We start from the raw sequence: 23,695 nt of genomic DNA on the forward strand, positions 1-23,695 counted from the left end.
CGGTTAGCAGATGAACGGGCCGGAGGCCGTCGCGGACAGGGGCTCAGGCGCGCAGCCTCAGCACCGCCCTGCGCAGCCGCCTCGCCCGGCGCACCACGCGCTGCGCCGCCGCGTTCTGCGGGATACGGACGAGCTGCGGACCGACCGCGCCCGGCAGCCCGAGCGTCGTCAGCCGGCGGCGCTTGAAGTACCGCAGCGTGTGCGGGTCCAGCCGGGCGGCCAGGAAACTCTCCGCCCCCGCCCGCAGCCCCGGGTGCATCTGCGGCTGCATCACGAAGCCGACCGCCGCGACCAGCTCCGAGGGCTCCGGCTCCGGCCGGTGCGTACCGTCGTCGTCCAGCGGCGGGACCAGCGCGTCCACGAGCGTGACCGGCACCCGGTTGCTGTTCTGGTACGGGGAGAGCCGGTCGAGCAGCATGTCCGTACCGACGCGGGCGACCGGGACGCCGTAGAACGCGGACGCCGTGAAGAGCGCCGTCGAGAAGCAGCCCACGACCAGCGCGGGCTTCAGCCGCTGGTAGAGGACCTCGGCGAGCACGGGGCTGTCCAGCACGGTCAGTTCGGCGTCGAGCTTCGCCGCCTCCTCCTCCAGCCGCCGGGACCAGATCGCCGGCGCGGTGGGGTGCGGCTTGAACACCACGTTCCGGTGGCCGAGTCCGACCACGCCCCGCAGCATCCGCAGGTGCAGCTCCTCCTCCTCGCGCTCGGTGATGATGCCGAGCGTGGAGAGGTACTGCCCGAGCAGCAGCGCGGGCGCCACGGCCGGGGTCTCGAAGTCCCGTGCGCTGTCGGCCAGTTGGTCCAGCACCCGGAGGAAGTCCGATGTCGGCACCGTCTCGGACGGCACGCCGAACTCGGTGAGCAGCAGGGGTACGAGACCGGGCACCAGATCCAGATGGAGCAGCCTGCGGATACGCGCGCCGACCTGGAGGTCGAGCCGGTTGCGGGTGGGCCCGTAGCTCATCAGCCCGTCCGCGTACACCTCGATCCGGGCGGCCGTGAAGATCTCCGCGAGCGTGAGCGCGGGGCTGACCTGGATCGATTCCAGGACCAGCTCCACCGTGTCGTCGCCGAGACCCCAGGCGAGCCGCAGATGGCGCTCCCAGATCGGCAGGTCGTCCTCGCGGGGGACCCAGCCGCCGGGGTGGAACGGCGCGATGGTCTCGTTCCACGACAGCACGTCGTCGAAGCGGTGGCGCAGCCGTCTGAAACCGGGCGTCTCATGGACGGCCGGGGTCAGCTCGGGCGTGCCGGCGTTGTTGCTCACGACCAGGACGGTCCGGTCGGCGGGGGCGAAGAGCCCGGCGTCGATGGCGGCGGTCAGCGTCGCGGCGCCGTACAGGGTGGAGGCGTAGAAGACCCGTGTCGTACGGGAGCGGGTGGCGGTGCCGGTGCGGGAGAAGGAGCTGGTCATCAGGCCGCCGCCTTCCCGTTCGCGCCCTGGCGCCTGCGCAGCCTGCGCAACTGGGTCGAGCGGTCCAGGTCCATCGAGTTCAGCGCTTCTTTCAGTACGTCCTGCGGCAGCCGCTTCATGGCGGCGGCACTCATGGTGCGCAGCTTGCGTGCCACGGCCGGTTCGAACCGGTCCTTCGCCGCCAGATGGTGGGAGATGATCGCCAGATAGGTCCGTACGGCCTTCAGCAGGAACCGCTCGCCCTCGGGGTCCGCCGCCGTCTCCTCGACGACCTGGTCGAAGGCGCGGATGAAGTCCAGCTGCCGTACGTCGCCGATCTGCGTGAGCGAGGAGGCGACGCCGCGTCGGTAGAAGAGCCCCAGCAGCCCCACGGCGGCGAAGGACTCGGCCTCCCGGTGCAGCCGCCAGATCCACGGCCGGTCCTCGGCGGTCCGCAGCCCGTCGGTGAAGTGCAGCAGCCCCCGGTCGGCGAGACGGCGGTGGTACACACCGGCCCAGGCGTACGCGTAGTCCACGGACGTCGTCTTGTCGGCGGGCAGGATCGTCTCGCGCGGCTTCAGGACCTCGCCGCGGGGGCCGACCGGCACGCGGTGCACGGTGCGGACCCGGCCGGTGAACTGGACATGGTCGGTGCGGACGAAGTCGCAGCCCAGGTCCTCGATGGCGGCGAGCAGCCGCTCGAAGTAGCCCGGCGCCACCCAGTCGTCGCCGTCGAGGTAGGTGATGTACTCGCCGCGCGCCGCTTCGAGACCGGTGTTGCGCGCGGTGGCCAGCCCGCCGTTCTTCTCGTGTCTCAGCAGGACCGCGCCGGGGAGATCTCGCTCCGCCCGCCGCAGGAGTTCGGGGGTCCCGTCGGTCGAGCAGTCGTCGACGAGGAGGAACTCGAAATCTTCCCGCTTGTTCGCCGAGAGGCTTCGAAGGGTTTCTGGGACGTATGTCTGCACGTTGTAGAACGGCACGACGACAGAGAGCTTGACCACCCGCGTGACGGTAGGCGGCACCACGTCCTTCGTTCCGACATCTACGGGTATGCGAGGTGAACGACGGATGGCGGGATCGTTAACCCACGCCGTTCCCGAGCCATTTCGCTCTCTGTCGACCCTCTGTTAACCCTTTATTGCTGTTCCGTTGGGCCGCCAAACGGAATGCCTTCCTAACGTCCAACACGTGCCATCACGTACCAGCAACGCGGTCCGGGTCGCTGTGCTCGCCGACTCCGACACCCGGTGGAAGTGGGGCGCGCTCACCGCGCGCCGCATCACACCCGAAGGCCGCGACATCGAGCTCAGTGGGTTTCTGCTGCGCGGACGAGCGACGCCCACTGCCCGTCAGCTGGAGGAGGTGGGGGCGGAGGCCGACGCACTGCGCGAGATGACCGGGACGGAGTTCCTGGACCTGCTGCGCGCGGAGTCGTACGACGTCGTCGTCCTCGCCCTCGTCGGTGGCGCCGTACAGGCGATGCTGCACGGGATATCCGCCCTCGGACTGCCCGGCCGTCCGGCGCTGGTCACCGGCTATGTGGGCGTCGTCTACGAGAAGCTGTCCGACGGACTCCTGCTGCGCCACGGCGCGGACATCGTCCTCGCCAACTCCCGTCACGACGCGCAGCGTTTCCGCGCCGTCTACGAGGGTGTCGGCGCCGGGTCCGACTCGGTGACCGAGGCCGCGCTGCCCTTCCTCGGCGGCGCCCGGTACACCCCCGAGGAGGGCCGTGACACGGTCGTCTTCGCGGCCCAGCCGTCCGTACCCCTGACCCGCACCGACCGGATGTACCTGCTGCGGCGGCTCGTCGAGCACGCGCGACTGCATCCGCGCCGCGAGGTCCTGCTCAAGCTGCGCAGCCGCGTGGGGGAGCAGACCACGCACGTCGAGGAGTACCCGTACCAGCGCCTCGCCGAGAAGCTGCCCGGCGGACTGCCGCCCAACTTCCGCCTGGTGTACGGGAACATGGGCGAGGTCCTCGACGGCACCGACCTGCTGGTCACCGTCTCCTCCACGGCGGCGCTGGAGTCCTTGCACCGCCGTATCCCCACCGCGATCCTCACCGACCTCGGGATCCGCGAACCGCTCGGCAACCACCACTTCATCGGCTCCGGCTGCCTCGCCTCCTGGGACCAGCTCGACGGCGGACAGCGGCCGAAGGCCGACCCCGTCTGGGCCGACCGGCAGGGCGTCGCCGCCGACGGCTCGTACGCCTCCGCCTTCGACCTGGCGCGCCAGCGCGTCGCGAAGCTGGTGGCCGACGCCGATCTGCCGCCGATCACCCCGTACTACACGGCGACCACCGCGCCCGGCTATCTGCCCGGCCTCCTCGCCCGCTACCACCTGGCGCCCGACGGCCTGCCGCTGACGGCCTCGAACCGTACGGCCGCCGCCGGCGCGACCGGCGTACGCCGCGTGGTCCGCGACACGGTGCGCGCCGCCGCCCGGGGCGCCTACCGCCACGGCGTCCAGCGCGTGGCCCCGGTGATCCGCCGGATGGGCGAGCTGTGACCGGGGACCCGCCGGGCCCCCGCGGCTTCCCCGCACCCCGCGTACGCCGCCGCCCCCTGCCGGCCGACGTACTCGCCGGTTACGGCTGGTCCGGCTGGACCACCGAGACCCCGAACGCCGCGTCGGACGAGCGCCCGACGGGCCGGCCGGACGCGGAGAACCAGCAGGACGCAGTGAATCAAGGAGAACCGTCCATGACCGTCCTCGCCGTGATCCCCGCCCGCGGTGGATCCAAGGGCGTCCCCGCCAAGAACCTCGCCCAGGTCGGCGGTGTGCCACTCGTCGTACGGGCCGTGCGCGCCTGCCGCGCCGCCCGGCTGGTGACCGACGTCGTCGTCTCCACGGACGACGCCGCGATCGCCGACGCCGCCCGCGCCGCCGGGGCCGAGGTCGTGCTGCGGCCGGCCGCCATCGCGGGCGACACCGCGACCAGCGAGGCCGCCGTCCTGCACGCCATGGACGCCTACGGCGCGATGCGCGGCGCCGCGCACCGGACCGAGGTGGTCCTGCTCGTGCAGTGCACCAGCCCCTTCATCACCCCGGGCGACCTCGACGGCGTCGTGTCCGCCGTCACCGAGAACGGCGCGGACAGCGCGCTGACCGTCGCCCCCACCCACGGCTTCATCTGGCGCGCCGAGAGCGACGGCTTCGGCGTCAACCACGACAAGTCGAACCGTCCGCGCAGGCAGGACCGCCCCCAGGAGTTCCTGGAGACCGGCGCCGCCTACGCGATGCGCGCCGAGGGTTTCCGCGAGGCGGGCCACCGCTTCTTCGGGCGCACCGAACTGGTGAGCACCGACCCCGAGCGGGTGCTGGAGATCGACGACCCGCACGACCTGGAGCGCGCCCGCGCCCTCGCGCCGCTCCTGGACACCCCCGCGCTCCCCGGCCGCGCAGACATCGACGCGGTCGTCCTGGACTTCGACGGCACCCAGACGGACGACCGGGTGCTCGTCGATTCGGAGGGCCGCGAGACCGTCGCCGTACACCGCGGTGACGGCCTCGGTATCGCCGCCCTCCGTCGCGCCGGCCTGGAACTGCTCATCCTCTCCACCGAGCAGAACCCGGTCGTCGCCGCACGCGCCCGCAAGCTGCGCGTGCCGGTGCTCCACGGCATCGACCGCAAGGACCTCGCACTGAAGCAGTGGTGCGACGAGCACGGAGTCACACCCGAGCGGGTGCTGTACGTCGGCAACGACGTCAACGATCTTCCGTGCTTCGCTCTCGCCGGCTGGCCGGTGGCCGTCGCGAGCGCACACGACGCCGTACGCGCGGCGGCGCGTGCCGTCACCACGACCCCCGGCGGCGCCGGCGCGATCCGTGAGATCGCCACCTGGCTCCTCGGACCCGGTCTGGACGTCAACACCCCCACCGCCCCCCATGGCACCACCGCCGACATCTCGACCAGTTAAGGAACTCATCGATGAGCACCAACTCCCGCCTGCGTACCCTCGGCACCCGTACCGCGGGTCCCGGCCGCCCCGTCTACGTGACCGGTGAGATCGGCATCAACCACAACGGTGACATCAACAACGCGCTCGCGCTGATCGACGTCGCCGCCGAAGCCGGCTGCGACGCGGTCAAGTTCCAGAAGCGCACCCCGGAGATCTGCACCCCGCGCGACCAGTGGGACATCGAGCGGGACACCCCCTGGGGCCGGATGACGTACATCGACTACCGCCACCGCGTCGAGTTCGGCGAGGAGGAGTACGCCACGATCGACGCGCACTGCAAGAAGCGCGGCATCGACTGGTTCGCCTCCCCGTGGGACACCGAGGCCGTCGCCTTCCTGGAGAAGTTCGACGTCCCCGCCCACAAGGTCGCCTCCGCGTCGCTCACCGACGACGAGCTGCTGCGCGCCCTGCGCGCCACCGGCCGTACGATCATCCTCTCCACGGGCATGTCGACGCCGAAGCAGATCCGTCACGCGGTCGAGGTGCTGGGCAGCGAGAACATCCTTCTCTGCCACGCCACTTCGACGTACCCGGCCAAGGCCGAGGAGCTGAACCTGCGGGTCATCAACACCCTCCAGTCCGAGTTCCCGAACGTGCCGATCGGCTACAGCGGCCACGAGACCGGTCTCCAGACCACGCTGGCCGCCGTCGCACTCGGCGCCGCGTTCGTCGAGCGTCACATCACCCTCGACCGCGCCATGTGGGGCTCCGACCAGGCCGCCTCCGTCGAGCCGCAGGGCCTCACCCGCCTCGTGCGCGACATCCGCACCATCGAGGCCTCCCTCGGTGACGGTGTCAAGAAGGTCTACGAGTCGGAGCTCGGCCCGATGAAGAAGCTCCGCCGGGTCGCCGGTGTCATCGCCGACTCCGCGGACGGCGCGAAGCCCGTGGCGGTCTGAGAGCCATGAGCCGGTCCTCCGGGGAGCGCACCGCGCCTCGCGCCATCGCATTCGTGGAGAGCCCGGTCCAACTCCTGAACGTGCTGGAGTGGGCGCGGGCGAGCGCGGCCGGTGAGGAACTCACCGTGATCGTCCTGTCGCCCACGGACCCCATGTCGCGCGGCCAGCTCAGGCGCATGGCCGAGCTGGCCCGCGACGCGGGTTTCACGGTGCGCTGGCAGGAGGCCCGCGGCGGCGCGAGCGCGCCGCTGCGGACGATACGGGAGCTGGCTCCGCTGCTGCGCAAGGCGGAGCGGATCGTGATCGGCGATCCGTTCTCCCGTTACGTACAGCTCCTGCTGACCCTCGTCAGCAGCAAGGAGCTGACCGTCGTGGACGACGGGACGGCGACGATGGAGTTCATCGCGCAGCTCGTGCACGGCGAACCGCTGGTGCGCTGGCACCGGCGGGGCGGCAGGCGCGGGCCGCGCGAGCTGGCGCTCGCGCCGGTCTCCGCCGTGGCGCGGCGTCGGCTCACGCCGTCGCGCACCCGGGCTGTCGAGGTCTTCACCTCGATGCCCGTGGAGGCACCGCCGAACATCACGGTGACGGCCAACACCTTCGAGTGGACCAAGGCGACCTTCGGGCCGCCGCGGATCTCCAAGGGCGCCGACATGGTCGGCACCTCGCTCGTCGAGACGGGTGTGGTCGATCTGGAGCAGTACGTGACGGCGGTCGGCTCGCTCGCCCGCACCCACGGCGCGACGCGGTACTTCGCGCACCGCAGGGAGAGCGTGGAGAAGCTGCACCGCCTCGCCACGGAGACGGGCCTGGAGATCGTCAGGCCCGATCTGCCGCTGGAGCTGATCGCACGGCGCGGCCCGATCGGGTCGACCGTGCTCAGCTTCCCGTCGACGGTCGTGCACACGCTGCCGCTCGCGCTCGCCGGTACGGGCGTGCGGGTGGCCGTGTGGGACATCGCACCGGAGTGGCTGAAGGACAACGCCTCGCCTCGCGCGCAGGGCTTCCTCTCCGGGGTGACGGGTACGGCCAAGGACGTACACAGGCTGCCGAGGCTGCCCGCCTCCGCGTGAGGTGGCGGGCAGCCGCAGCCGGTCCGCGCCGCTCGGCAGGGCCCCGGCCGGGGCCCGCGCGTCCGGCGTCTCACGGTGCGATATTCACCGGCCGTAACTTTCTGTCGCCGCTCCGCGACGGAGGCGCGAGCTTACCCATCCGGACATGCGGCTATTCGTTCGCCGCCCGGTTTTCTTACGCCTTTCCGGCTGAAGTTTTGTTGATCGTCGGGCAGTTGCCCCCTCGGGGGGCCTACCCTTCAACAGGTGAACCAGTTGATGTCCCGTGAGTCCCAAGCCGACCTGTCCGGTGAGCCCAGCGCGACCCCGCTGCCCGGCACGCTGTCCGAAAACCTGCGCACCGAGCTGATCGCGTTCCGCCGGGACATGCACATGCACCCCGAGCTCGGCAACCAGGAGTTCCGTACCACCGCCGCCCTCAAGCACCGCCTCGAGCGGGCCGGCCTCACGCCGCGGGTACTCACCACCGGCACCGGACTCTTCTGCGACATCGGCACCCGCGAAAGCGCCCCCGGCGCACGCCCCATGCTCGCCCTGCGCGCGGACATCGACGCACTGCCCATCCCGGACACCAAGGCCGGTGTCGCCTACCGCTCGACCGTGCCCGACCGCGCGCACGCCTGCGGCCACGACGTCCACACCACCGCCGTTCTCGGCGCCGGTCTGGTCCTGGCCGAACTCGACCGCCAGGGCCTGCTGCCCCAGCCGGTTCGGCTGATCTTCCAGCCCGCCGAGGAAGTCCTGCCCGGCGGAGCCCTCGACGCCATCGAGTCCGGTGTCCTGGAGGGCGTCGGACGGATCATCGCGGTCCACTGCGACCCGCGTGTGGACGTCGGGACCATCGGTCTGCGCACCGGCCCGATCACCTCCGCCTGCGACCGGCTGGAGATCGCCCTCGACGGCCCGGGCGGTCACACCGCCCGCCCGCATCTGACCACCGACCTGGTCACCGCCGCCGCGAAGGTCGCCACCGAGGTGCCCGCGCTGCTGGCCCGCCGCGTCGACGCCCGCTCCGGGCTCGCGCTCACCTGGGGCCGTATCGCCGCCGGCCACGCCTGCAACGTCATTCCGCAGCACGCCGAACTGTCCGGCACCGTCCGCTGCCTGGACCTGAAGTCCTGGCGCGAGGCGCCGGACCTGGTGCACGCCGCGATCGACGAGATCTCCGCGCTCTACCACGCCAAGTCACAGATCAACTACGTGCGCGGGGTGCCGCCGGTCGTCAACGACCTCGTGATGGCGGAGCTGCTGCGGGACGCCCAGACCGCGCGCCGCGGCCCGCAGTCGATCGAGGACACCGAACAGAGCCTCGGCGGCGAGGACTTCTCCTGGTATCTGGAGCAGGTCCCCGGCGCGATGGCGCGGCTCGGCGTACGGACACCGGGCGACACTTCCCGGCGCGATCTGCACCGAGGGGATTTCGACGCGGACGAACGGGCGATTCAGGTCGGTGTGGAGCTTTTCACCGCGGCCGCGCTCATCGACGGCGACCGTTCGTAACCGCGGGTGCCCCTTCTCGTAATCGGACGTCACACCTCCTGTTCGCGACGATCCGATAACAGCTTCCGTAGGGGGCTTTATCTGACATCTACGCGCGTTACGATCGCGGCGAAACCAGCGCCGGAAGAGGCGCTTAGGTCGCTTTGAAGGAGCCTCCCTTGCGCCGGATCACCAGGATCGCAACCGTGGGCGTCGCGTCCGCGGCGCTCGCGCTCACCGCCACCGCGTGTGGCAACACTTCTTCGTCGGACGCCGCATCCGACTCGAAGGAGAAAAGCGTCGCCATCGCGTACGACATCGGTGGCCGCGGTGACCAGTCCTTCAACGACGCCGCCTACGCGGGTCTGGTGAAGGCCGAGAAGGACCTCAAGGTCAAGGGCAACGACGCCGAGCCCTCCGACGGCGAGTCCGACGCCGACAAGGTCCAGCGCCTGACCGAGCTCGCCCGGGCCGGCAACGACCCGGTCATCGGTGTTGGTTTCGCCTACGCGCCCGCCGTCAAGAAGGTCGCCCCGAAGTTCCCGAAGACGACCTTCGGGATCATCGACGACGCCTCGGTGACGGGCAAGAACATAGCCAACCTCGTCTTCAACGAGGAGCAGGGCTCCTACCTCGCCGGCGTCGCGGCGGCCAAGGCCACCAAGACCAAGACGGTCGGCTTCATCGGCGGCGTCGAGACCCCGCTGATCAAGAAGTTCGAGGCGGGCTACCTCCAGGGTGTCGAGGACACCGACCCCTCGGTGAAGGTGCTCTCCCAGTACCTGACCCAGCCGCCGAACTTCGACGGCTTCTCCAAGCCCGACCTCGGCAAGGCCGCGGCCCAGGGCCAGCTCGACAAGAAGGCCGACGTCGTCTACGCGGCGGCCGGTCTGGCCGGTTCCGGCTCGATCGAGGCGGTCTCGGCGGCGGGCAAGTGGAACATCGGCGTCGACTCCGACCAGTACAAGCAGGCCGGTCTCGCCGCCTACAAGGACAGCATCCTGACCTCGGTCACCAAGGACATCTCCGACGCGGTGTTCAACCTGATCCAGTCCGTCCAGGACGGCAAGCCGCAGAACGGCGAGATCCGTTACGGCCTGGACAAGGACGGCGTCGGCCTCACCGACTCCAACCCGGCCTACGTCAAGCTGACCGAGGTCACTGCGGCCGTGGACAAGGCCAAGCAGGAGATCGTCGACGGCAAGATCACCGTCAAGACGGCTCCGTAGGACCGCGATTCCCGGCCACGCCGTACGAGAGGTACGGACGTCGTGAACGAACCGCGGGCCCGGAGCGACGCGAGCCGTCGCTCCGGGCCCGATCACGACGACCGGGTCTCCTCTCCGCAAGATCTACCCTCACGATTCGGCAGCGCTACGCGTGTAGACGCCCCTCCGGCGCGATAGCTTCACCCCCGCCCTGCCCTCCGCCCAGCCCCAGCTCCTTTCCGGCCAAGGAGAGTGCGTCATCAACGCGTCAAGCAGTCCCCCCGCCGTAGAACTGCACGGCATCACCAAGCGCTTCCCCGGCGTCGTCGCCAACCACGACATAGCCATCACCATCGGCAAGGGCACCGTGCACGCCCTTGTCGGTGAGAACGGTGCCGGCAAGTCGACCCTGATGAAGATCCTCTACGGCATGCAGAAGCCGGACGAGGGGACGATCACCGTCGACGGCACCCAGGTCGGCTTCAACAGCCCGGCCGACGCCATCGCGCGCGGCATCGGCATGGTGCACCAGCACTTCATGCTGGCCGACAACCTCACGGTCCTGGAGAACGTCGTCCTGGGCGCGGAGAAGCTGCACGGCATCGGGCAGGGGGCCCGTGACAAGATCGACGAGATCTCCGGCGCGTACGGTCTCGGCGTCCGTCCCGACGCCCTCGTCGAAGACCTCGGTGTGGCCGACCGCCAGCGCGTGGAGATCCTCAAGGTCCTCTACCGGGGCGCCCGCATCCTGATCCTCGACGAGCCCACCGCGGTCCTCGTCCCCCAGGAGGTCGACGCCCTCTTCGACAACCTGCGCGAGCTCAAGGCCGAGGGCCTCACCGTCATTTTCATCTCCCACAAGCTGGGCGAGGTGCTGTCCGTCGCCGACGACATCACCGTCATCCGGCGCGGTACGACCGTGGGCACGGCCGACCCCGCCGACACCACGACCAAGCAGCTCGCCGAGCTGATGGTCGGCACCGAACTCCCCTCGCCCGAGACCCGCGAGTCGACCGTCACCGACATACCCGTGCTCAAGGTCGCGGACCTGCGGCTCACGGCCACCGACAGCGACGGCGCCGTACGCGAGGTGCTCGCCGACATCGGCTTCACCATCCACCGCGGCGAGATCCTGGGCATCGCGGGCGTCGAGGGCAACGGGCAGACCGAGCTGATCGAGACGCTGATGGGCCTGCGCGACCCCGACGGCGGTGTGATCACCCTCGGGAGCGCCGACATCTCCCACGCGCCCACCCGGCAGCGCCGCGAGAGCGGCATCGGCTACATCCCCGAGGACCGGCACCGGCACGGGCTGCTGCTGGAGGCGCCCCTGTGGGAGAACCGTATTCTCGGCCATGTCACCGAGCCCCCCAACAGCCGGCGCGGACTCCTCGACCCCAAGGCCGCGCGGAGCGACACCAAGCGCATCGTGGTCGAGTACGACGTCCGCACCCCCGGCATCGACGTCACGGCCGCGTCCCTCTCCGGCGGCAACCAGCAGAAGCTGATCGTCGGCCGCGAGATGAGCCACCGGCCGAAGCTGCTGATCGCCGCCCATCCGACCCGCGGTGTGGACGTCGGCGCACAGGCCCAGATCTGGGACCAGATCAAGGCCGCGCGCCACGACGGGCTCGCGGTGCTGCTGATCTCCGCGGACCTGGACGAGCTGATCGGACTCTCCGACACCCTGCGCGTGATGTACCGCGGCAGGCTCGTCGCCGACGCGGACCCCGCGACCATCACCCCGGAGGAGCTCGGCACGGCCATGACCGGCGCCGCCGGCGGTCATCTCGACGCAGCCCCGGAGGACGAGGCCTGATGAAGAAGTTCGACAAGGACCGGCTGATCCTGGGCCTCGCCGGCCCGGTGCTCGCGCTGGTCGTCGCCATCGCCCTCACCACGGTGGTGCTGCTCGTCTCGGGCACCAACCCGTGGGAGCCGTACCGGATCATGTTCGAGTCGGCGAGCTACGTCGACGTACAGGTCCTGATCGTCAACCAGGCCGGTACGTACTACCTCGCCGCGCTCGCCGTCGCCGTCGGCTTCCGGATGAACCTCTTCAACATCGGGGTCGACGGCCAGTACCGTCTCGCCGCGATGATGGCGGCGCTCGTCGGTGCCAGCGTGAACCTGCCCGGACCGCTCCAGATCGCGCTCATCGTCGTCACCGCGATGCTCGTCGGGGCCTTCTGGTCCGGTATCGCGGGCATCCTCAAGACCACGCGCGGGGTGAGCGAGGTCGTCTCCACGATCATGCTCAACTCCATCGCGACCAGCCTCGTCGCCTGGCTGATCCTGCCGAAGAACTTCGGCGAGCAGCCCGCCGGCTCCAACAACCTGACGACCGGCGAGATCCCCGAGGCCGGCTGGTTCCCCGGGCTGAACATGGGCGCCGAGGCCGGTGAGATCTACGGGTTCACCTTCGTCGCCGCGCTCTGCGGTGTCATCTACTGGTTCGTCCTCGGCCGTACCCGCTTCGGCTTCGACCTGCGCGCCACCGGCGCCAGCGAGAGCGCCGCGCAGGCCTCCGGTGTGGACGCCAAGAAGATGGTCCTCACCTCGATGCTGATCTCCGGCGGCATAGCCGGCCTGGTCGGTATGCCGACGCTGCTCGGAGACACCCATACGTACAGCCTCGACTTCCCCACGGGCATCGGCTTCACCGGCATCACCATCGCGCTGCTGGGCCGCAACCACCCGCTGGGGATCGCGTTCAGCGCGCTGCTGATCGCCTTCCTCGACAAGTCGTCCGCCTCCCTCGACCAGTTCGGGTACGAGAAGGAGATCGCGACGATCATGCAGGGCCTGATCGTGATCTCGGTCGTGGTCAGCTACGAACTGGTCCGCCGGTACGGACTCCGGCGCCAGCAGCAGAAGGTCGGCGAGGAACTCGCGGCGGGCGGCGCGATCCCGACCGAGGCCGACCCGGGACCAGGGTCCGGCCCGGGCTCCGGCCCCGACCCCGCTTCCGCGACCGCTTCCCTTTCCGGTGACAAGAACGACAAGGGGGCTGCCCTGTGAGCACCAGCACCGTGACCGCGGCGAGCACGGCTCCCAAGAAGGGCGGCGGGCGGCGCAAGCTCAGCCTGCCCGTCATCCTGCTGATCATGGCCGGCGCCCTCGCCCTGGTCTCCCTGGTCCGCCTCATCAGCGGCGCGGACGACATCACCTCCGTAGGACAGGTGGCCGGCGCGCTCGAACTCGCCGTCCCCATCGGCCTCGCCGGACTCGGCGGCCTGTGGGCCGAGCGCGCGGGCGTCATCAACATCGGCCTCGAAGGAATGCTCGTCCTCGGCACCTGGTTCGGCGCCTGGGCCGGATTCCAGTGGGGCCCCTGGGTGGGCGTGCTGTTCGGCATACTCGGCGGGGCGCTCGGCGGGCTGCTGCACGCGATCGTGACCGTCACCTTCGGCGTGAACCACATCGTCTCCGGTGTGGCCATCAACATCCTCGCCGTCGGCGTGACCCGCTACCTCTCCAACTTCACCTTCGCCAACGAGCCCGGCGGCTCCTCCAAGCAGTCCCCACGGATCGACTCGATCACCGAGATCACCGTCCCGGGACTCTCCGACGGGCTCGTCGATCTCCAGCAGAGACACTGGTTCCTGATCTCGGACCTGGCCGGAGTGCTCGGCGGTCTGGTGACGGGCCTGTCCCTGCTGACGATCGTCGCCCTGCTGCTGATCCCGGGCACCTGGTGGATCCTGTGGCGTACGTCCTTCGGGCTGCGGCTGCGCTCCTGCGGTGAGAACCCGATCGCCGCCGAGACGCTCGGCGTCAACGTCTACAAGTACAAGTACATCGCCGTCACCGTCTCCGGCGGCCTCGCCGGACTCGGCGGTGCCTTCCTGGCCATCGTCGCCACCGGCATCTACCAGGAGAACCAGACCGGCGGCCGCGGTTACATCGGTCTCGCCGCGATGATCTTCGGCAACTGGATGCCGGGCGGTATGGCCCTGGGCGCCGGACTGTTCGGCTTCACCGACAGCCTCAAGCTGCGCGGCGGCGCCGAGAACGTGCACGCCATGCTGCTCCTGCTGGCGATCCTGCTGGTGCTCGTCGTGGGCTGGCAGCTCTACAGGCGCCGCTACGTCCCGGCCATGATCTCCGCGGCCGTCTCCGCGCTGCTGTTCCTCTGGTACGCCCTGACGGACCAGGTCCCGAGCCAGTTCGTGGACGCCGCGCCGTACGTGACCACCCTCCTCGTCCTCGCGTTGTCAGCGCAGCGGCTGCGGATGCCCAAGGCCGACGGCATGACCTATCGAAGAGGCCAAGGCACATGACAGACACCGGCGCGGGTGGCGGCAGAGGCGGATCGATCGACTGGGGGGCCCTGCGCGAGGCGGCCCGGGACGCCATGTCCCGTGCCTACGCGCCGTACTCGGGCTTCCCGGTCGGCGCCGCCGCCCGCGTGGACGACGGCAGGACCGTCACCGGCTGCAACGTCGAGAACGCCTCGTACGGCCTCGGCCTCTGCGCCGAGTGCGGGCTCGTCTCCCACCTCCACGCCACGGGCGGCGGCCGGCTCACCCACTTCACCTGTGTGGACGGCGCGGGCGAACCGCTCGTGCCGTGCGGCCGGTGCCGTCAGCTGCTCTCCGAATTCGGCGGCCCCGGCCTGCTGCTGGACACCCCGGCCGGAATCCTCCCGCTCTCCGAGATGCTGCCCCAGGCCTTCGGCCGGCAGCACCTCGCGTAAGACCACTCGCACCCGCGCTAAGGACACCCATGGACGCCATCTCCGTCATCCGTACCAAGCGGGACCGGGGCGAGCTGAGCCCCGAGCAGATCGAGTGGGTCATCGACGCCTACACGCGCGGTGAGGTGGCCGACGAGCAGATGTCGGCCCTCGCCATGGCGATCCTGCTGAACGGTATGAACCGCACGGAGATCGCCCACTGGACCGCCGCGATGATCGCCTCCGGCGAGCGCATGGACTTCTCCTCGCTCTCCCGGCCCACCGCCGACAAGCACTCGACGGGAGGCGTCGGCGACAAGATCACGCTGCCGCTCGCCCCGCTCGTGGCCGCCTGCGGAGCGGCCGTTCCCCAGCTCAGCGGACGGGGCCTCGGCCACACCGGCGGCACCCTCGACAAGCTGGAGTCCATCCCCGGCTGGCGCGCGGGTGTCTCCAACGCCCGGATGCTGGAGGTGCTGGACTCCGTCGGCGCCGTGATCTGCGCCGCCGGTGACGGTCTGGCCCCGGCCGACAAGAAGCTGTACGCGCTGCGCGATGTCACCGGCACCGTGGAGGCGATCCCGCTCATCGCCTCCTCGATCATGTCCAAGAAGATCGCCGAGGGCACCGGCTCACTCGTCCTGGACGTCAAGGTCGGCTCCGGCGCGTTCATGAAGACGGCCGAGGACGCGCGCGAGCTGGCCGCGACCATGGTCGGTCTCGGCACCGACCACGGCGTACGGACCGTGGCGCTGCTCACCGACATGGCGACCCCGCTCGGCCGCACCGCGGGCAACGCCCTGGAGGTACGCGAGTCGGTCGAGGTCCTCGCGGGCGGCGGCCCGGCCGATGTGGTCGAGCTGACGCTGGCGCTGGCCCGCGAGATGCTCGACGCCGCCGGCCTGCGGGACACCGACCCGGCCAAGGCGCTGGCCGACGGCTCCGCGATGGACGTCTGGCGCCGGATGATCGCGGCCCAGGGCGGCGACCCGGACGCGGCCCTCCCGGTGGCCCGTGAGCGCCAGGTGCTCACCGCGCCGTCGTCCGGGGTGCTGACCCGGCTCGACGCGTACGACATCGGCGTCGCCGCCTGGCGCTTGGGCGCGGGCCGGGCCCGTAAGGAGGACGCGGTCCAGGCGGGCGCGGGCGTGGAGCTGCACGCCAAGCCCGGCGACACCGTGACGGCCGGGCAGCCGCTGCTCACGCTGCACACCGACACGCCCTCGAAGTTCGACTACGCCCTCGAATCACTCACGGCGGCCTACGACATCGCTCCGGCCGGCACCGCGTTCACCGCGGCGCCGATCGTGCTCGACCGCATCGCCTGACGCGACCGCGCCGGGTCCGTACGGTGCTGGCCCCGCTCCGTACGGACCGTGTCCGGCGTGCTGCGATGAGTTCCGGCCCGGGCGCCGGTCTCATTGGGCGTGGAAGCCACCAGCACGATCCTCCTCGCCCTGCGCGGACCGATCACCGCGGCCGATGTCCCGGGCCTCTGCGACCAGTTGGCCGCGCGGCTCAGGGACAGCGACGCCACCGACGCGGTCTGCGACGTCGGCGCCCTCGGCCGTCCGACCGTGGCCACCGTGAACGCGCTGGCCCGACTGCAACTCGTCGCCGGCAGACACGGCTGCCGGATCCGGCTGCGGGGCGCGGGACCCGAACTGCTCCTGCTGCTGGAGCTCGTCGGCCTGACGGACATCGTCCGGTCCGACGAGCCCCGCGGCGGTTCGGTGGAGACGGGCCCGGATCCCCCCGGCCGTCCTAACTGCCTTCCTCGGCCCGAGCCTGGGCCCGTACCTGTCGCTCGTCCTTCTCCAGGCGCGCCGGGAGATCGAAGAGCGGGAACCAGCGCTCGGTGTCCAGGAACGAGTTGATCCCCGTGATCCTGCCCTCGCTGATCTCGATGACCATGAGCGCCCACGGGGTGTACCCGTCGCCGTCCGGGCTCGGGTGGTAGTGCGCGAACGCGGGTGTGCCGTTGGCGACCGTCGGCACCAGACGGGAGCCGCGGCAGACCTCGCCGACACCGAGCATCCAGCCGACGATGTTCTCGTGCCCGCGCAGCCACAGGTCGTACGGGGGCATGGAGAGCGTCGCGTCCTCATGGAGGAGCGCGGTCAGCGCCTTCATGTCATAGCCCTCGAACGCGGCCACATACCGCTCCAGGAGCTCCTTCTGCTCCTCGTCGAGCGGGTCCGACGCGTCGGTGGCGGCCGGTTCGGACTCGGCGATCGTCGCGCGGGCCCGCTGGAGCGCGCTGTTGACCGAGGCGACCGTCGTCCCCAGCAGCTCGGCGACCTCGCTCGCCTTCCACGCCAGCACCTCGCGCAGGATCAGCACGGCCCGCTGCTTGGGCGGCAGATGCTGGAGCGCGGCGACGAAGGCGAGCCGGATCGTCTCCCGCTCGACCGCGGTCTCGGCGGGGTCGACCACGGAGGGCAGCACCCGGCCGTCGGGGACCGGCTCCAGCCAGGTGACCTCCGGACGTGCGTTCAGCTTCGCCTGGGACACCGGGGTCGCCTCCGAGAGATCCATGGGCCGGGCCCGTCGATTGCCCGCGTGCAGCATGTCGAGGCAGACGTTCGTCGCGATGCGGTAGAGCCACGAGCGCAGCGACGAGCGGCCCTCGAACTTCTCGAAACTCCGCCAGGCACGCACCATTGTGTCCTGCACGGCGTCCTCGGCCTCGAAGGCGGAACCCAGCATCCGGTAGCAGTACCCGGTCAGCTCGGTCCGGTGCTTCTCCAGCCGGGCATCAAGGTCCTCGGTCGTAGCCAGATCACTCATCGGTCACCCCAGTCGCCCCCTTTGGATCCAGTTCACCGGAAGCTACCGCAGCCCACTGACAATCGCCCCGCTACGGAGAAAACTGCCTGGTCCGGCCCATGGTGTGCAGCCCCGTTCGAGGGTGCCCGGAGCCCCGCGGCCGGATTCCCGGCGGCGCGCCCCCGGCGGGCCGACCCCGTGCGTGCTCCCGGTGGGGGCGCTCCCCGGGGGCCTTCTAGCGGCCCGCTGCCACCGCGAGGGCCCGCCGCTCCGTACGGGCCGCGTGCGTCCCGTACAGCGTCACCGAGACCACACCGAGCACCGCGAGCAGCCCGAGCGCGACCGTCGCCCCCCAGCCGCCCGCGTGGAACGCCACCGCGCCCAGCGTGCCGCCGGCGCTGCTGCCCACGTAGTACGCGCTCTGGTAGAGCGCCGACGCCTGCGCGCGGCCGGTCCTCGCCGTCCGGCTCACGGCCGACGAGGCGACGGCGTGACCGGCGAAGAAGCCCGCCGTGATCAGGACGAGACCGAGCAGTACGGCGCCGAGCGAGTCGGCCAGCGACAGCAGCAGACCCGCCGCCGTCGTGCCGACCGCCAGATACAGCGCGCCGCGCCGCCCCAGCCGGCCCACCAGCCTCCCGGCCGCGGCCGACGAGAGCGTACCGACGAGATAGACCAGGAAGATCGAACCGATCACGCCCTGCGGGAGGTTGAACGGCGCCTCCACCAGCCGGAATCCGATCGCCGTGTAGACCGCGCCGAACACGGTCATGAAGAGCGCGCCGATCGCGTACAGCCTGCGCAGCAGCGGATCGGACAGATGGCGTCCGACGGTCTTCGCCAGCGCGAGCGGGTTGAGCGTCGCCGGGGTGAAGTTGCGGGCCTTCGGCAGCAGTACGCGGAAGAGCACCGCGCACACCAGGGCGATCAGCCCGACGGCCGCCAGCGCGGCCCGCCAGCCCCACAGCTGGCTGACCCAGCCGGCCACGATCCGGCCGCTCATACCGCCGATGCTGTTGCCCGCGACGAAGAGCCCGACCGCGCCGACCAGCGCCTTTGGCCGTACCTCCTCCGCCAGATACGCCATCGCCGACGCGGGCAGCCCGGCCAGCGCCGCGCCCTGGACCGCGCGCAGCGCGATCAGCCACTCCAGGCTCGGCGCGAACGGCACGAGCAGTCCGACGGCCACCGCGACCGTCAGCGAGAGCGTCATCAGGGTGCGTCGGCCGAAGCGCTCGGACAGCGCGCTGAGCGGCAGTACGAAGAGCGCGAGCGCGCCCGTCGCGGCCGAGACCGTCCAACTGGCCTGGGCGGCCGTCGCGTCGAGGCCGGCGGAGATGGCGGGCAGCAGCGCCTGCGTGGAGTAGAGCAGCGCGAAGGCGGCGACCCCGGCGGCGAAGAGGGCGAAGCTCATCCGGCGGTAGCCGGGCCGGCCGGGGGTGAGGGGCTCGGAGGCCGGAGGGTCGGTGGGCGCGGAGGCGAGGGCACCCGTACGGACGGGCGCCTCTGTACTGAGGTCGGGCATACGACGAACGTACGGAGGCGGATCTCATGCGTCCAATGCATGGAATCGCCATAATCGTTCCCATGGCGCATCAACGCAGGCCCGGGCCCCGGCTGTCATCAAGCGGTTACGAGGAAGACATCGCACCGTCGACCCCGACGGCCACCCCGCCCTCCTCCGCGCCGCCCACCGCCGATCTGGACCCCGGGTCCTGGCCGGCGCTGCTGGCGCCCCGGCTGGCCCAGTTCGCGGGCGTCGCGCGCCACGAGCACGTGACCCGGGCCGCGCACGAGATGAACGTCCCGCAGTCCACGCTCTCGCGGGCGATGGTCCGCCTCGAACAGGACCTGGGAGTCGCCCTGTTCGCCCGCAAGGGCCGCACCGTCTCGCTCACCCCGGCCGGTCGCGCCTTCCTCACCTCCGTGGAGGGCGCGCTCGCCGAGGTGGAGCGGGCGGCCGAATCCGTACGGGCCGACGCCGACCCCGCGTCGGGCAAGGTCGCCTTCGGCTTCCTGCACACGATGGGCTCCGAGACCGTCCCCGAGCTGATCCGCGCCTTCCGCGCCGACCACCCCCGCGTCCGCTTCCAGCTCGTGCAGAACTACGGCGAGGCGATGCTGGAGGGCCTGCGCGCCGGCGAGCTGGATCTCTGCCTCACCTCCCCGATCCCCGAGGCCCCCGACCTGGTCGCCCGCCGCCTCGACGAACAGCGGCTGCGGCTCGTCGTCCCCGACGACCACCGTCTGGCCGGCCGCCGACGCGTCCGTCTCGCCGAGGCGTCCGACGAGACGTTCGTGACCCTCGAACCGGGTTACGGGCTGCGCCGTATCACCGACGACCTCTGCGAGGCCGCCGGGTTCCGCCCCCGCGTCGCCTTCGAGGGCGAGGAGGCCGAGACCCTGCGCGGACTGGTCGCGGCGGGACTCGGCGTCGCGCTGCTGCCGCCCCCGGCGGTGGCGCGCCCCGGGGTCGTGGAGCTGACGGTCACCGCGCCCCGCGCGGTGCGCGAGGTCGGCGTGGCCTGGCTCGACGGCCACCCCGACACCCCGCCGGTGGCCGCCTTCAAGCGCTTCCTGCTCTCGCGACGGGGCCATCTGCTGCCCGACTGACGCCCGTCGGTCCGCCGGCCGCCCAACGGCCCGCATGCGCCCGCCCTACGGCCGCAGCGACCGCCCGAAGCCCGCCGCGAGCGGCATCCGCAGACCCAGCGGCGGCGGCGCGGCCAGCGCGTCGGCCACCGGACGGGAGTACGTCCGCGTGAGCAGCGCCCCGAGGACGAAGTCCGTGGCCAGCGCGAGGACTTCACCGTGGTGCTGACGCAGCGCGTGCCCGTCCGAATGGACCTCGAAGCGGCAGGTGTGCCGGTTGGCCTTCCTGGCCCGCTCCGCCAGCCGGTAGGACAGCTCGGGGTCGCTGCGCTCGTCGTTGGTGCCGTGCACGATCAGCACCTGCCGGCCCGCGAGCTGGGTCACCGGCTCGGGCTCGTCGCCCGCCGTCCGGTCCGGCAGCCAGGGCGCCATCGCCAGCACCGAGCTGACGGCCGGATGCCCGGCGGCGTGCAGGGCGGCCCGTGCGCCCATGCCGTGCCCGGCCAGACAGACCGGTACGTCGCCGTAGCGGCGCCCGACCTCCTCCGCCGCCCACCCGGCGTCGGCCGAGAGCTGGGCGTCGGCGCCGTTCCAGCCGCGTGAGCGGTAGCGGACCATATGGACGATCAGCCCCTCGTGCGCGCCCGCGCGGGCCAGCCTCCGTGCCAGCGGCAGCATCGAGACGTGGGCGACGGCCGAGGGCCCACGCGCGGAGACGAGTTCGCCCGGCGGCAGTACGAGAACCACCCCGCCGACCTCAGGTGGCGCGGTCGGCGCGGAGATCGCCCGCCCCAGCCGTGCCTGTGACTGCGTACGACGCCCGCGGATGCCTGCGCCGCGCCCCGGCGTGCGCCCGCCGGGGCCGGGAACCTCGTGCTGTCCCATAGCAGAACAGTCTCAGAAGGTGAGGTGTACGGCACCCGTACGCACGGTCACTGTTGGGTATCGGCAAGGGGTCTTCTACGCGCGTAGGCGATAGGCTGCGCAGATGACGAGCCAGACCTACCGACCGCTCACGGGTGACCAGATCCGCCGCGCCCCCAAGGTGCTCCTCCACGACCATCTCGACGGAGGCCTGCGCCCGGGCACGATCGTCGAACTGGCCGGTGAGACGGGCTACGAGGGCCTTCCGGAGACGGAGCCCGACAAGCTCGGCCTCTGGTTCCGCGAGGCCGCCGACTCCGGCTCGCTGGAGCGGTATCTGGAGACGTTCGCGCACACCTGCGCCGTCATGCAGACCCGCGACGCGCTCGTCCGCGTCGCCGCCGAGTGCGCCGAGGACCTCGCGCGCGACGGCGTGGTCTACGCCGAGGTGCGTTACGCCCCCGAGCAGCACCTGGAGGGCGGCCTCAGCCTCGAAGAGGTCGTGGAGGCCGTGAACGAGGGCTTCAAGGAGGGTGAGCGCCGTGCCCGCGAGGACGGCCGCCGTATCCGCGTCGGCGCCCTGCTGACCGCGATGCGGCACGCGGCCCGCGCCCTGGAGATCGCCGAACTGGCCAACCGCTACCGGGACTCGGGCGTCGTCGGCTTCGACATCGCGGGCGCGGAGGCGGGCTTCCCGCCCACCCGGCACCTGGACGCCTTCGAGTTCCTCAAGCGCGAGAACAACCACTTCACCATCCACGCGGGCGAGGCCTTCGGCCTCCCGTCGATCTGGCAGGCCCTCCAGTGGTGCGGCGCCGACCGGCTCGGCCACGGCGTGCGCATCATCGACGACATCGAGGTCGCCGACGACGGCTCGGTGAGACTCGGGCGGCTGGCCTCCTACGTACGCGACAAGCGCGTCCCGCTGGAGCTCTGCCCGAGCTCCAACCTCCAGACCGGCGCCGCCGCGTCGATCGCCGAACACCCCATCGGTCTGCTGCGCGAACTGCATTTCCGGGCGACCGTGAACACCGACAACCGGCTCATGAGCGGGACGAGCATGAGCCGTGAATTCGAGCTGCTGGTCGAGGCGTTCGACTACACGCTCGACGACATGCAGTGGTTCTCGGTCAATGCGATGAAATCAGCATTCATTCCTTTCGATGAACGACTGGCCATGATCAACGAGGTGATCAAGCCCGGGTACGCCGAATTGAAATCCGAATGGCTGTTCACGCAAACCGCCACGACCAGCGATTCTCCCGTCCGATCCGACTGATCGCCGGAGCGGCGAATCGGACCGGGACACGAAATCCGGTTCGCCGCCGGGTGTTTGCGGCGCGTGCGCGGCGATGGCTAACTTGCGGAGCCGCTCATATTCCCCATTCCCCAAGGGACGACATCTCCATGAAGCAGTCCGCTGCCAAGACACTCGGCGTCGCCGCCCTCGGCGCCGCCTTCGCCGCCACCGCCGCCGGTAGCGCGTCCGCCGCCGCGCCCGCCGCCCCCGACGCCGGTGCCGCTCTGGACAGCGTCACCAAGAACCTGCCGGCGGAGACCCTCACCAGCGGTCTCCCCGACGGCACCACCGAGGGTCTGACCGCGGCCCGCAGCGCGCTCGGCAGCGGCCTCGGTACGGTCCAGCAGACCGCTCCCACGGCTCTCTCCGCCCTCACCGCCGCCGGCCCCCTCGCGGGCCTGCTGGGCGGGCTCCCGGTCGGCACGCTGCCCCTCGGCTAGGACAAGGGCCGTACACAGGAAGGCGGGGCCTCACCCGGTCGTTCCGGGTGAAGCCCCGCCTTTCGTCCGTGCGAGCGCTCTACCAGGCGGTGTCGGACGCGGTCTTCCGGCTCGGCAGGAACACCCAGAGCGCCAGATAGACCAGGAACTGCGGGCCGGGCAGCAGACACGAGGCCAGGAAGATCACACGCATGGTGTTCGCGGAGGTGCCGAAGCGCCGTGCCAGCGCCGCGCACACTCCACCGATCATTCGACCCTCTCGGGGGCGGGCAATCGCAGACATGATGGGCTCCTTCGCGAGTCCGTGGAGGGAGCTCCGTATGTGCTCCCGATGACTCAATGGTGGCCTCGGAGCACCGGACAAAGCGTCGCTCTACGGGGCGATGCCGACCCTGGTAATCGTCGGGGGCGTCCCCTGAGGAGCCTCCGCCACCGCCTCACCCTTGGGTACTACGCGCGCGTTCCGCCGGGGACGCTCCGGCGCGGGCCCGCGTCCACCCCCGCGTATGCGCCGCAGCCTAGCGCGTCCGGCGGGCACGACCAGCAGATGGGCCAGCCCGACCCCGACCGTGTTGAGCAGCAGCGAGTCCACGTCGACGACCTGCCCCGGGATACCGGTCTGGAGCAGTTCGATCCCCAGCGAGAGGAAGGCCCCCGCGGCCATCGTGCGGGCCAGCGACGCCAGCGGCGAGACGGCGAGTCTGCCCCCCACCATCGGGAGGAGGACCCCGAGGGGCGCCAGCAGGAGCAGCGCCTCACCGATCCGCCGGATCGCCTGGGGCGCCCCGAGCGCGAGATCGGCTTTGATGCCCGCCAGTGGCTGGAGGTTCGCCGCGGTCACCCACACCACGTCCAGCGGGCGCAACGTCAGCCACGCGACGAGCAGCAGATGCGCGACGAGGAGGATGACCCCCGCCACGCGGAAGCGGAAAGCGGCACTGCCGCTCTGACCTTGGCGCTGCACGAACGACAAGACGCGGCCACCGACGGGAACGGTTCCGGCGAGTTCCAAAAGGAGGGCCACGTGAGACG

General features: G+C 71.1%; 21 protein-coding genes and 1 pseudogene. 15 read left to right on the top strand and 7 right to left on the bottom strand.

The window, feature by feature from the left end:
• Nucleotides 1-43: 43 nt before the first annotated feature.
• Both ACFWU9_RS03635 and ACFWU9_RS03640 read right to left on the bottom strand, forming a co-directional pair.
• Nucleotides 44-1,414 carry a polysialyltransferase family glycosyltransferase gene (locus ACFWU9_RS03635; RefSeq protein WP_384314572.1) on the bottom strand — a complete coding sequence of 457 codons (1,371 nt, stop codon included), beginning with the start codon at nucleotides 1,412-1,414 and terminating at the stop codon, nucleotides 44-46.
• A complete protein-coding gene (locus ACFWU9_RS03640; protein WP_384314574.1) occupies nucleotides 1,414-2,394 on the bottom strand; it encodes a glycosyltransferase family 2 protein in 981 nt (326 codons plus the stop codon). Before ACFWU9_RS03640 ends, ACFWU9_RS03635 begins: the two co-directional genes overlap by 1 nt.
• A 187-nt stretch (nucleotides 2,395-2,581) precedes the next feature.
• On the opposite strand from ACFWU9_RS03640, the gene ACFWU9_RS03645 reads away from it, so the two are divergent.
• The 12 genes and pseudogenes from ACFWU9_RS03645 to ACFWU9_RS03700 all read left to right on the top strand — a co-directional run bounded on the left by ACFWU9_RS03645 (nucleotide 2,582) and on the right by ACFWU9_RS03700 (nucleotide 16,575).
• Nucleotides 2,582-3,907 carry a DUF6716 putative glycosyltransferase gene (locus ACFWU9_RS03645; RefSeq protein WP_384314577.1) on the top strand — a complete coding sequence of 442 codons (1,326 nt, stop codon included), beginning with the start codon at nucleotides 2,582-2,584 and terminating at the stop codon, nucleotides 3,905-3,907.
• A 194-nt stretch (nucleotides 3,908-4,101) separates the two neighbouring features.
• Nucleotides 4,102-5,319: a cytidylyltransferase domain-containing protein gene (locus ACFWU9_RS03650; RefSeq protein WP_384314908.1), complete on the top strand. Its 1,218-nt coding sequence runs from the start codon at nucleotides 4,102-4,104 to the stop codon at nucleotides 5,317-5,319.
• Between the two features lie 11 nt (nucleotides 5,320-5,330).
• Entirely contained in the window at nucleotides 5,331-6,260 is a 930-nt protein-coding gene (locus tag ACFWU9_RS03655; RefSeq protein WP_384314579.1) for an N-acetylneuraminate synthase family protein, read from the top strand.
• A gap of 5 nt (nucleotides 6,261-6,265) precedes the next feature.
• A complete protein-coding gene (locus tag ACFWU9_RS03660) occupies nucleotides 6,266-7,333 on the top strand; it encodes a hypothetical protein (protein ID WP_384314581.1) in 1,068 nt (355 codons plus the stop codon).
• Nucleotides 7,334-7,591: 258 nt separating this feature from the next.
• Nucleotides 7,592-8,833 carry an amidohydrolase gene (locus tag ACFWU9_RS03665; protein WP_384314909.1) on the top strand — a complete coding sequence of 414 codons (1,242 nt, stop codon included), beginning with the start codon at nucleotides 7,592-7,594 and terminating at the stop codon, nucleotides 8,831-8,833.
• A gap of 158 nt (nucleotides 8,834-8,991) precedes the next feature.
• Complete coding sequence (locus ACFWU9_RS03670) at nucleotides 8,992-10,041, top strand: BMP family protein (RefSeq protein WP_384314584.1); 1,050 nt, start codon at nucleotides 8,992-8,994, stop codon at nucleotides 10,039-10,041.
• Between the two features lie 271 nt (nucleotides 10,042-10,312).
• Complete coding sequence (locus tag ACFWU9_RS03675) at nucleotides 10,313-11,839, top strand: ABC transporter ATP-binding protein (protein WP_384314910.1); 1,527 nt, start codon at nucleotides 10,313-10,315, stop codon at nucleotides 11,837-11,839.
• Nucleotides 11,839-12,945 (top strand): annotated as a pseudogene (locus tag ACFWU9_RS03680) (ABC transporter permease); the annotation flags it as partial. The gene ACFWU9_RS03675 and the pseudogene ACFWU9_RS03680, both read left to right, overlap by 1 nt.
• Nucleotides 12,946-13,037: 92 nt before the next feature.
• Nucleotides 13,038-14,303: an ABC transporter permease gene (locus ACFWU9_RS03685; protein ID WP_384314587.1), complete on the top strand. Its 1,266-nt coding sequence runs from the start codon at nucleotides 13,038-13,040 to the stop codon at nucleotides 14,301-14,303.
• Entirely contained in the window at nucleotides 14,300-14,719 is a 420-nt protein-coding gene (locus tag ACFWU9_RS03690) for a cytidine deaminase (protein WP_384314590.1), read from the top strand. Before ACFWU9_RS03685 ends, ACFWU9_RS03690 begins: the two co-directional genes overlap by 4 nt.
• Before the next feature lie 29 nt (nucleotides 14,720-14,748).
• On the top strand, nucleotides 14,749-16,026 hold the full coding sequence (locus tag ACFWU9_RS03695; protein WP_384314592.1) for a thymidine phosphorylase: 1,278 nt from the start codon (nucleotides 14,749-14,751) through the stop codon (nucleotides 16,024-16,026).
• 99 nt (nucleotides 16,027-16,125) lie between these two features.
• Nucleotides 16,126-16,575, top strand: a complete 450-nt coding sequence (locus tag ACFWU9_RS03700; protein ID WP_384314595.1) for an STAS domain-containing protein — start codon at nucleotides 16,126-16,128, stop codon at nucleotides 16,573-16,575.
• On the opposite strand, the gene ACFWU9_RS03705 is transcribed toward ACFWU9_RS03700, so the two are convergent.
• Both ACFWU9_RS03705 and ACFWU9_RS03710 read right to left on the bottom strand, forming a co-directional pair.
• A complete protein-coding gene (locus tag ACFWU9_RS03705) occupies nucleotides 16,463-17,488 on the bottom strand; it encodes a sigma-70 family RNA polymerase sigma factor (protein ID WP_384314598.1) in 1,026 nt (341 codons plus the stop codon). The genes ACFWU9_RS03700 and ACFWU9_RS03705 overlap by 113 nt on opposite strands.
• 214 nt (nucleotides 17,489-17,702) lie before the next feature.
• Entirely contained in the window at nucleotides 17,703-18,992 is a 1,290-nt protein-coding gene (locus tag ACFWU9_RS03710) for an MFS transporter (RefSeq protein WP_384314601.1), read from the bottom strand.
• 62 nt (nucleotides 18,993-19,054) lie between these two features.
• On the opposite strand from ACFWU9_RS03710, the gene ACFWU9_RS03715 reads away from it, so the two are divergent.
• Complete coding sequence (locus ACFWU9_RS03715) at nucleotides 19,055-20,080, top strand: LysR family transcriptional regulator (protein WP_384314604.1); 1,026 nt, start codon at nucleotides 19,055-19,057, stop codon at nucleotides 20,078-20,080.
• 45 nt (nucleotides 20,081-20,125) lie between these two features.
• On the opposite strand, the gene ACFWU9_RS03720 is transcribed toward ACFWU9_RS03715, so the two are convergent.
• Nucleotides 20,126-20,806, bottom strand: a complete 681-nt coding sequence (locus ACFWU9_RS03720) for an alpha/beta hydrolase (protein WP_384314911.1) — start codon at nucleotides 20,804-20,806, stop codon at nucleotides 20,126-20,128.
• 241 nt (nucleotides 20,807-21,047) lie between these two features.
• On the opposite strand from ACFWU9_RS03720, the gene ACFWU9_RS03725 reads away from it, so the two are divergent.
• Both ACFWU9_RS03725 and ACFWU9_RS03730 read left to right on the top strand, forming a co-directional pair.
• A complete protein-coding gene (locus ACFWU9_RS03725; protein ID WP_384314606.1) occupies nucleotides 21,048-22,202 on the top strand; it encodes an adenosine deaminase in 1,155 nt (384 codons plus the stop codon).
• A gap of 128 nt (nucleotides 22,203-22,330) precedes the next feature.
• Nucleotides 22,331-22,663: an ATP-binding protein gene (locus ACFWU9_RS03730; protein WP_384314609.1), complete on the top strand. Its 333-nt coding sequence runs from the start codon at nucleotides 22,331-22,333 to the stop codon at nucleotides 22,661-22,663.
• Between the two features lie 79 nt (nucleotides 22,664-22,742).
• Here the strand turns inward: ACFWU9_RS03730 and ACFWU9_RS03735 are convergent, their stop codons facing one another.
• Both ACFWU9_RS03735 and ACFWU9_RS03740 read right to left on the bottom strand, forming a co-directional pair.
• Complete coding sequence (locus ACFWU9_RS03735) at nucleotides 22,743-22,946, bottom strand: PspC domain-containing protein (protein ID WP_384314612.1); 204 nt, start codon at nucleotides 22,944-22,946, stop codon at nucleotides 22,743-22,745.
• A 90-nt stretch (nucleotides 22,947-23,036) separates the two neighbouring features.
• On the bottom strand, nucleotides 23,037-23,627 hold the full coding sequence (locus ACFWU9_RS03740; protein ID WP_384314615.1) for a VanZ family protein: 591 nt from the start codon (nucleotides 23,625-23,627) through the stop codon (nucleotides 23,037-23,039).
• Between the last annotated feature and the right edge of the window lie 68 nt (nucleotides 23,628-23,695).

The organism is Streptomyces sp. NPDC058653 (assembly GCF_042716895.1).
Lineage (GTDB): Bacteria > Actinomycetota > Actinomycetes > Streptomycetales > Streptomycetaceae > Streptomyces.

Coding starts and splice junctions, on each gene's coding strand:
- ACFWU9_RS03635 (WP_384314572.1), bottom strand. CDS start 1,414: ATGACCAGCTCCTTCTCCCGCACCGGCACCGCCACCCGCTCCCGTACG.
- ACFWU9_RS03650 (WP_384314908.1), top strand. CDS start 4,102: ATGACCGTCCTCGCCGTGATCCCCGCCCGCGGTGGATCCAAGGGCGTC.
- ACFWU9_RS03655 (WP_384314579.1), top strand. CDS start 5,331: ATGAGCACCAACTCCCGCCTGCGTACCCTCGGCACCCGTACCGCGGGT.
- ACFWU9_RS03660 (WP_384314581.1), top strand. CDS start 6,266: ATGAGCCGGTCCTCCGGGGAGCGCACCGCGCCTCGCGCCATCGCATTC.
- ACFWU9_RS03665 (WP_384314909.1), top strand. CDS start 7,592: ATGTCCCGTGAGTCCCAAGCCGACCTGTCCGGTGAGCCCAGCGCGACC.
- ACFWU9_RS03690 (WP_384314590.1), top strand. CDS start 14,300: ATGACAGACACCGGCGCGGGTGGCGGCAGAGGCGGATCGATCGACTGG.
- ACFWU9_RS03695 (WP_384314592.1), top strand. CDS start 14,749: ATGGACGCCATCTCCGTCATCCGTACCAAGCGGGACCGGGGCGAGCTG.
- ACFWU9_RS03705 (WP_384314598.1), bottom strand. CDS start 17,488: ATGAGTGATCTGGCTACGACCGAGGACCTTGATGCCCGGCTGGAGAAG.
- ACFWU9_RS03710 (WP_384314601.1), bottom strand. CDS start 18,992: ATGCCCGACCTCAGTACAGAGGCGCCCGTCCGTACGGGTGCCCTCGCC.
- ACFWU9_RS03715 (WP_384314604.1), top strand. CDS start 19,055: ATGGCGCATCAACGCAGGCCCGGGCCCCGGCTGTCATCAAGCGGTTAC.
- ACFWU9_RS03725 (WP_384314606.1), top strand. CDS start 21,048: ATGACGAGCCAGACCTACCGACCGCTCACGGGTGACCAGATCCGCCGC.
- ACFWU9_RS03730 (WP_384314609.1), top strand. CDS start 22,331: ATGAAGCAGTCCGCTGCCAAGACACTCGGCGTCGCCGCCCTCGGCGCC.
- ACFWU9_RS03735 (WP_384314612.1), bottom strand. CDS start 22,946: ATGTCTGCGATTGCCCGCCCCCGAGAGGGTCGAATGATCGGTGGAGTG.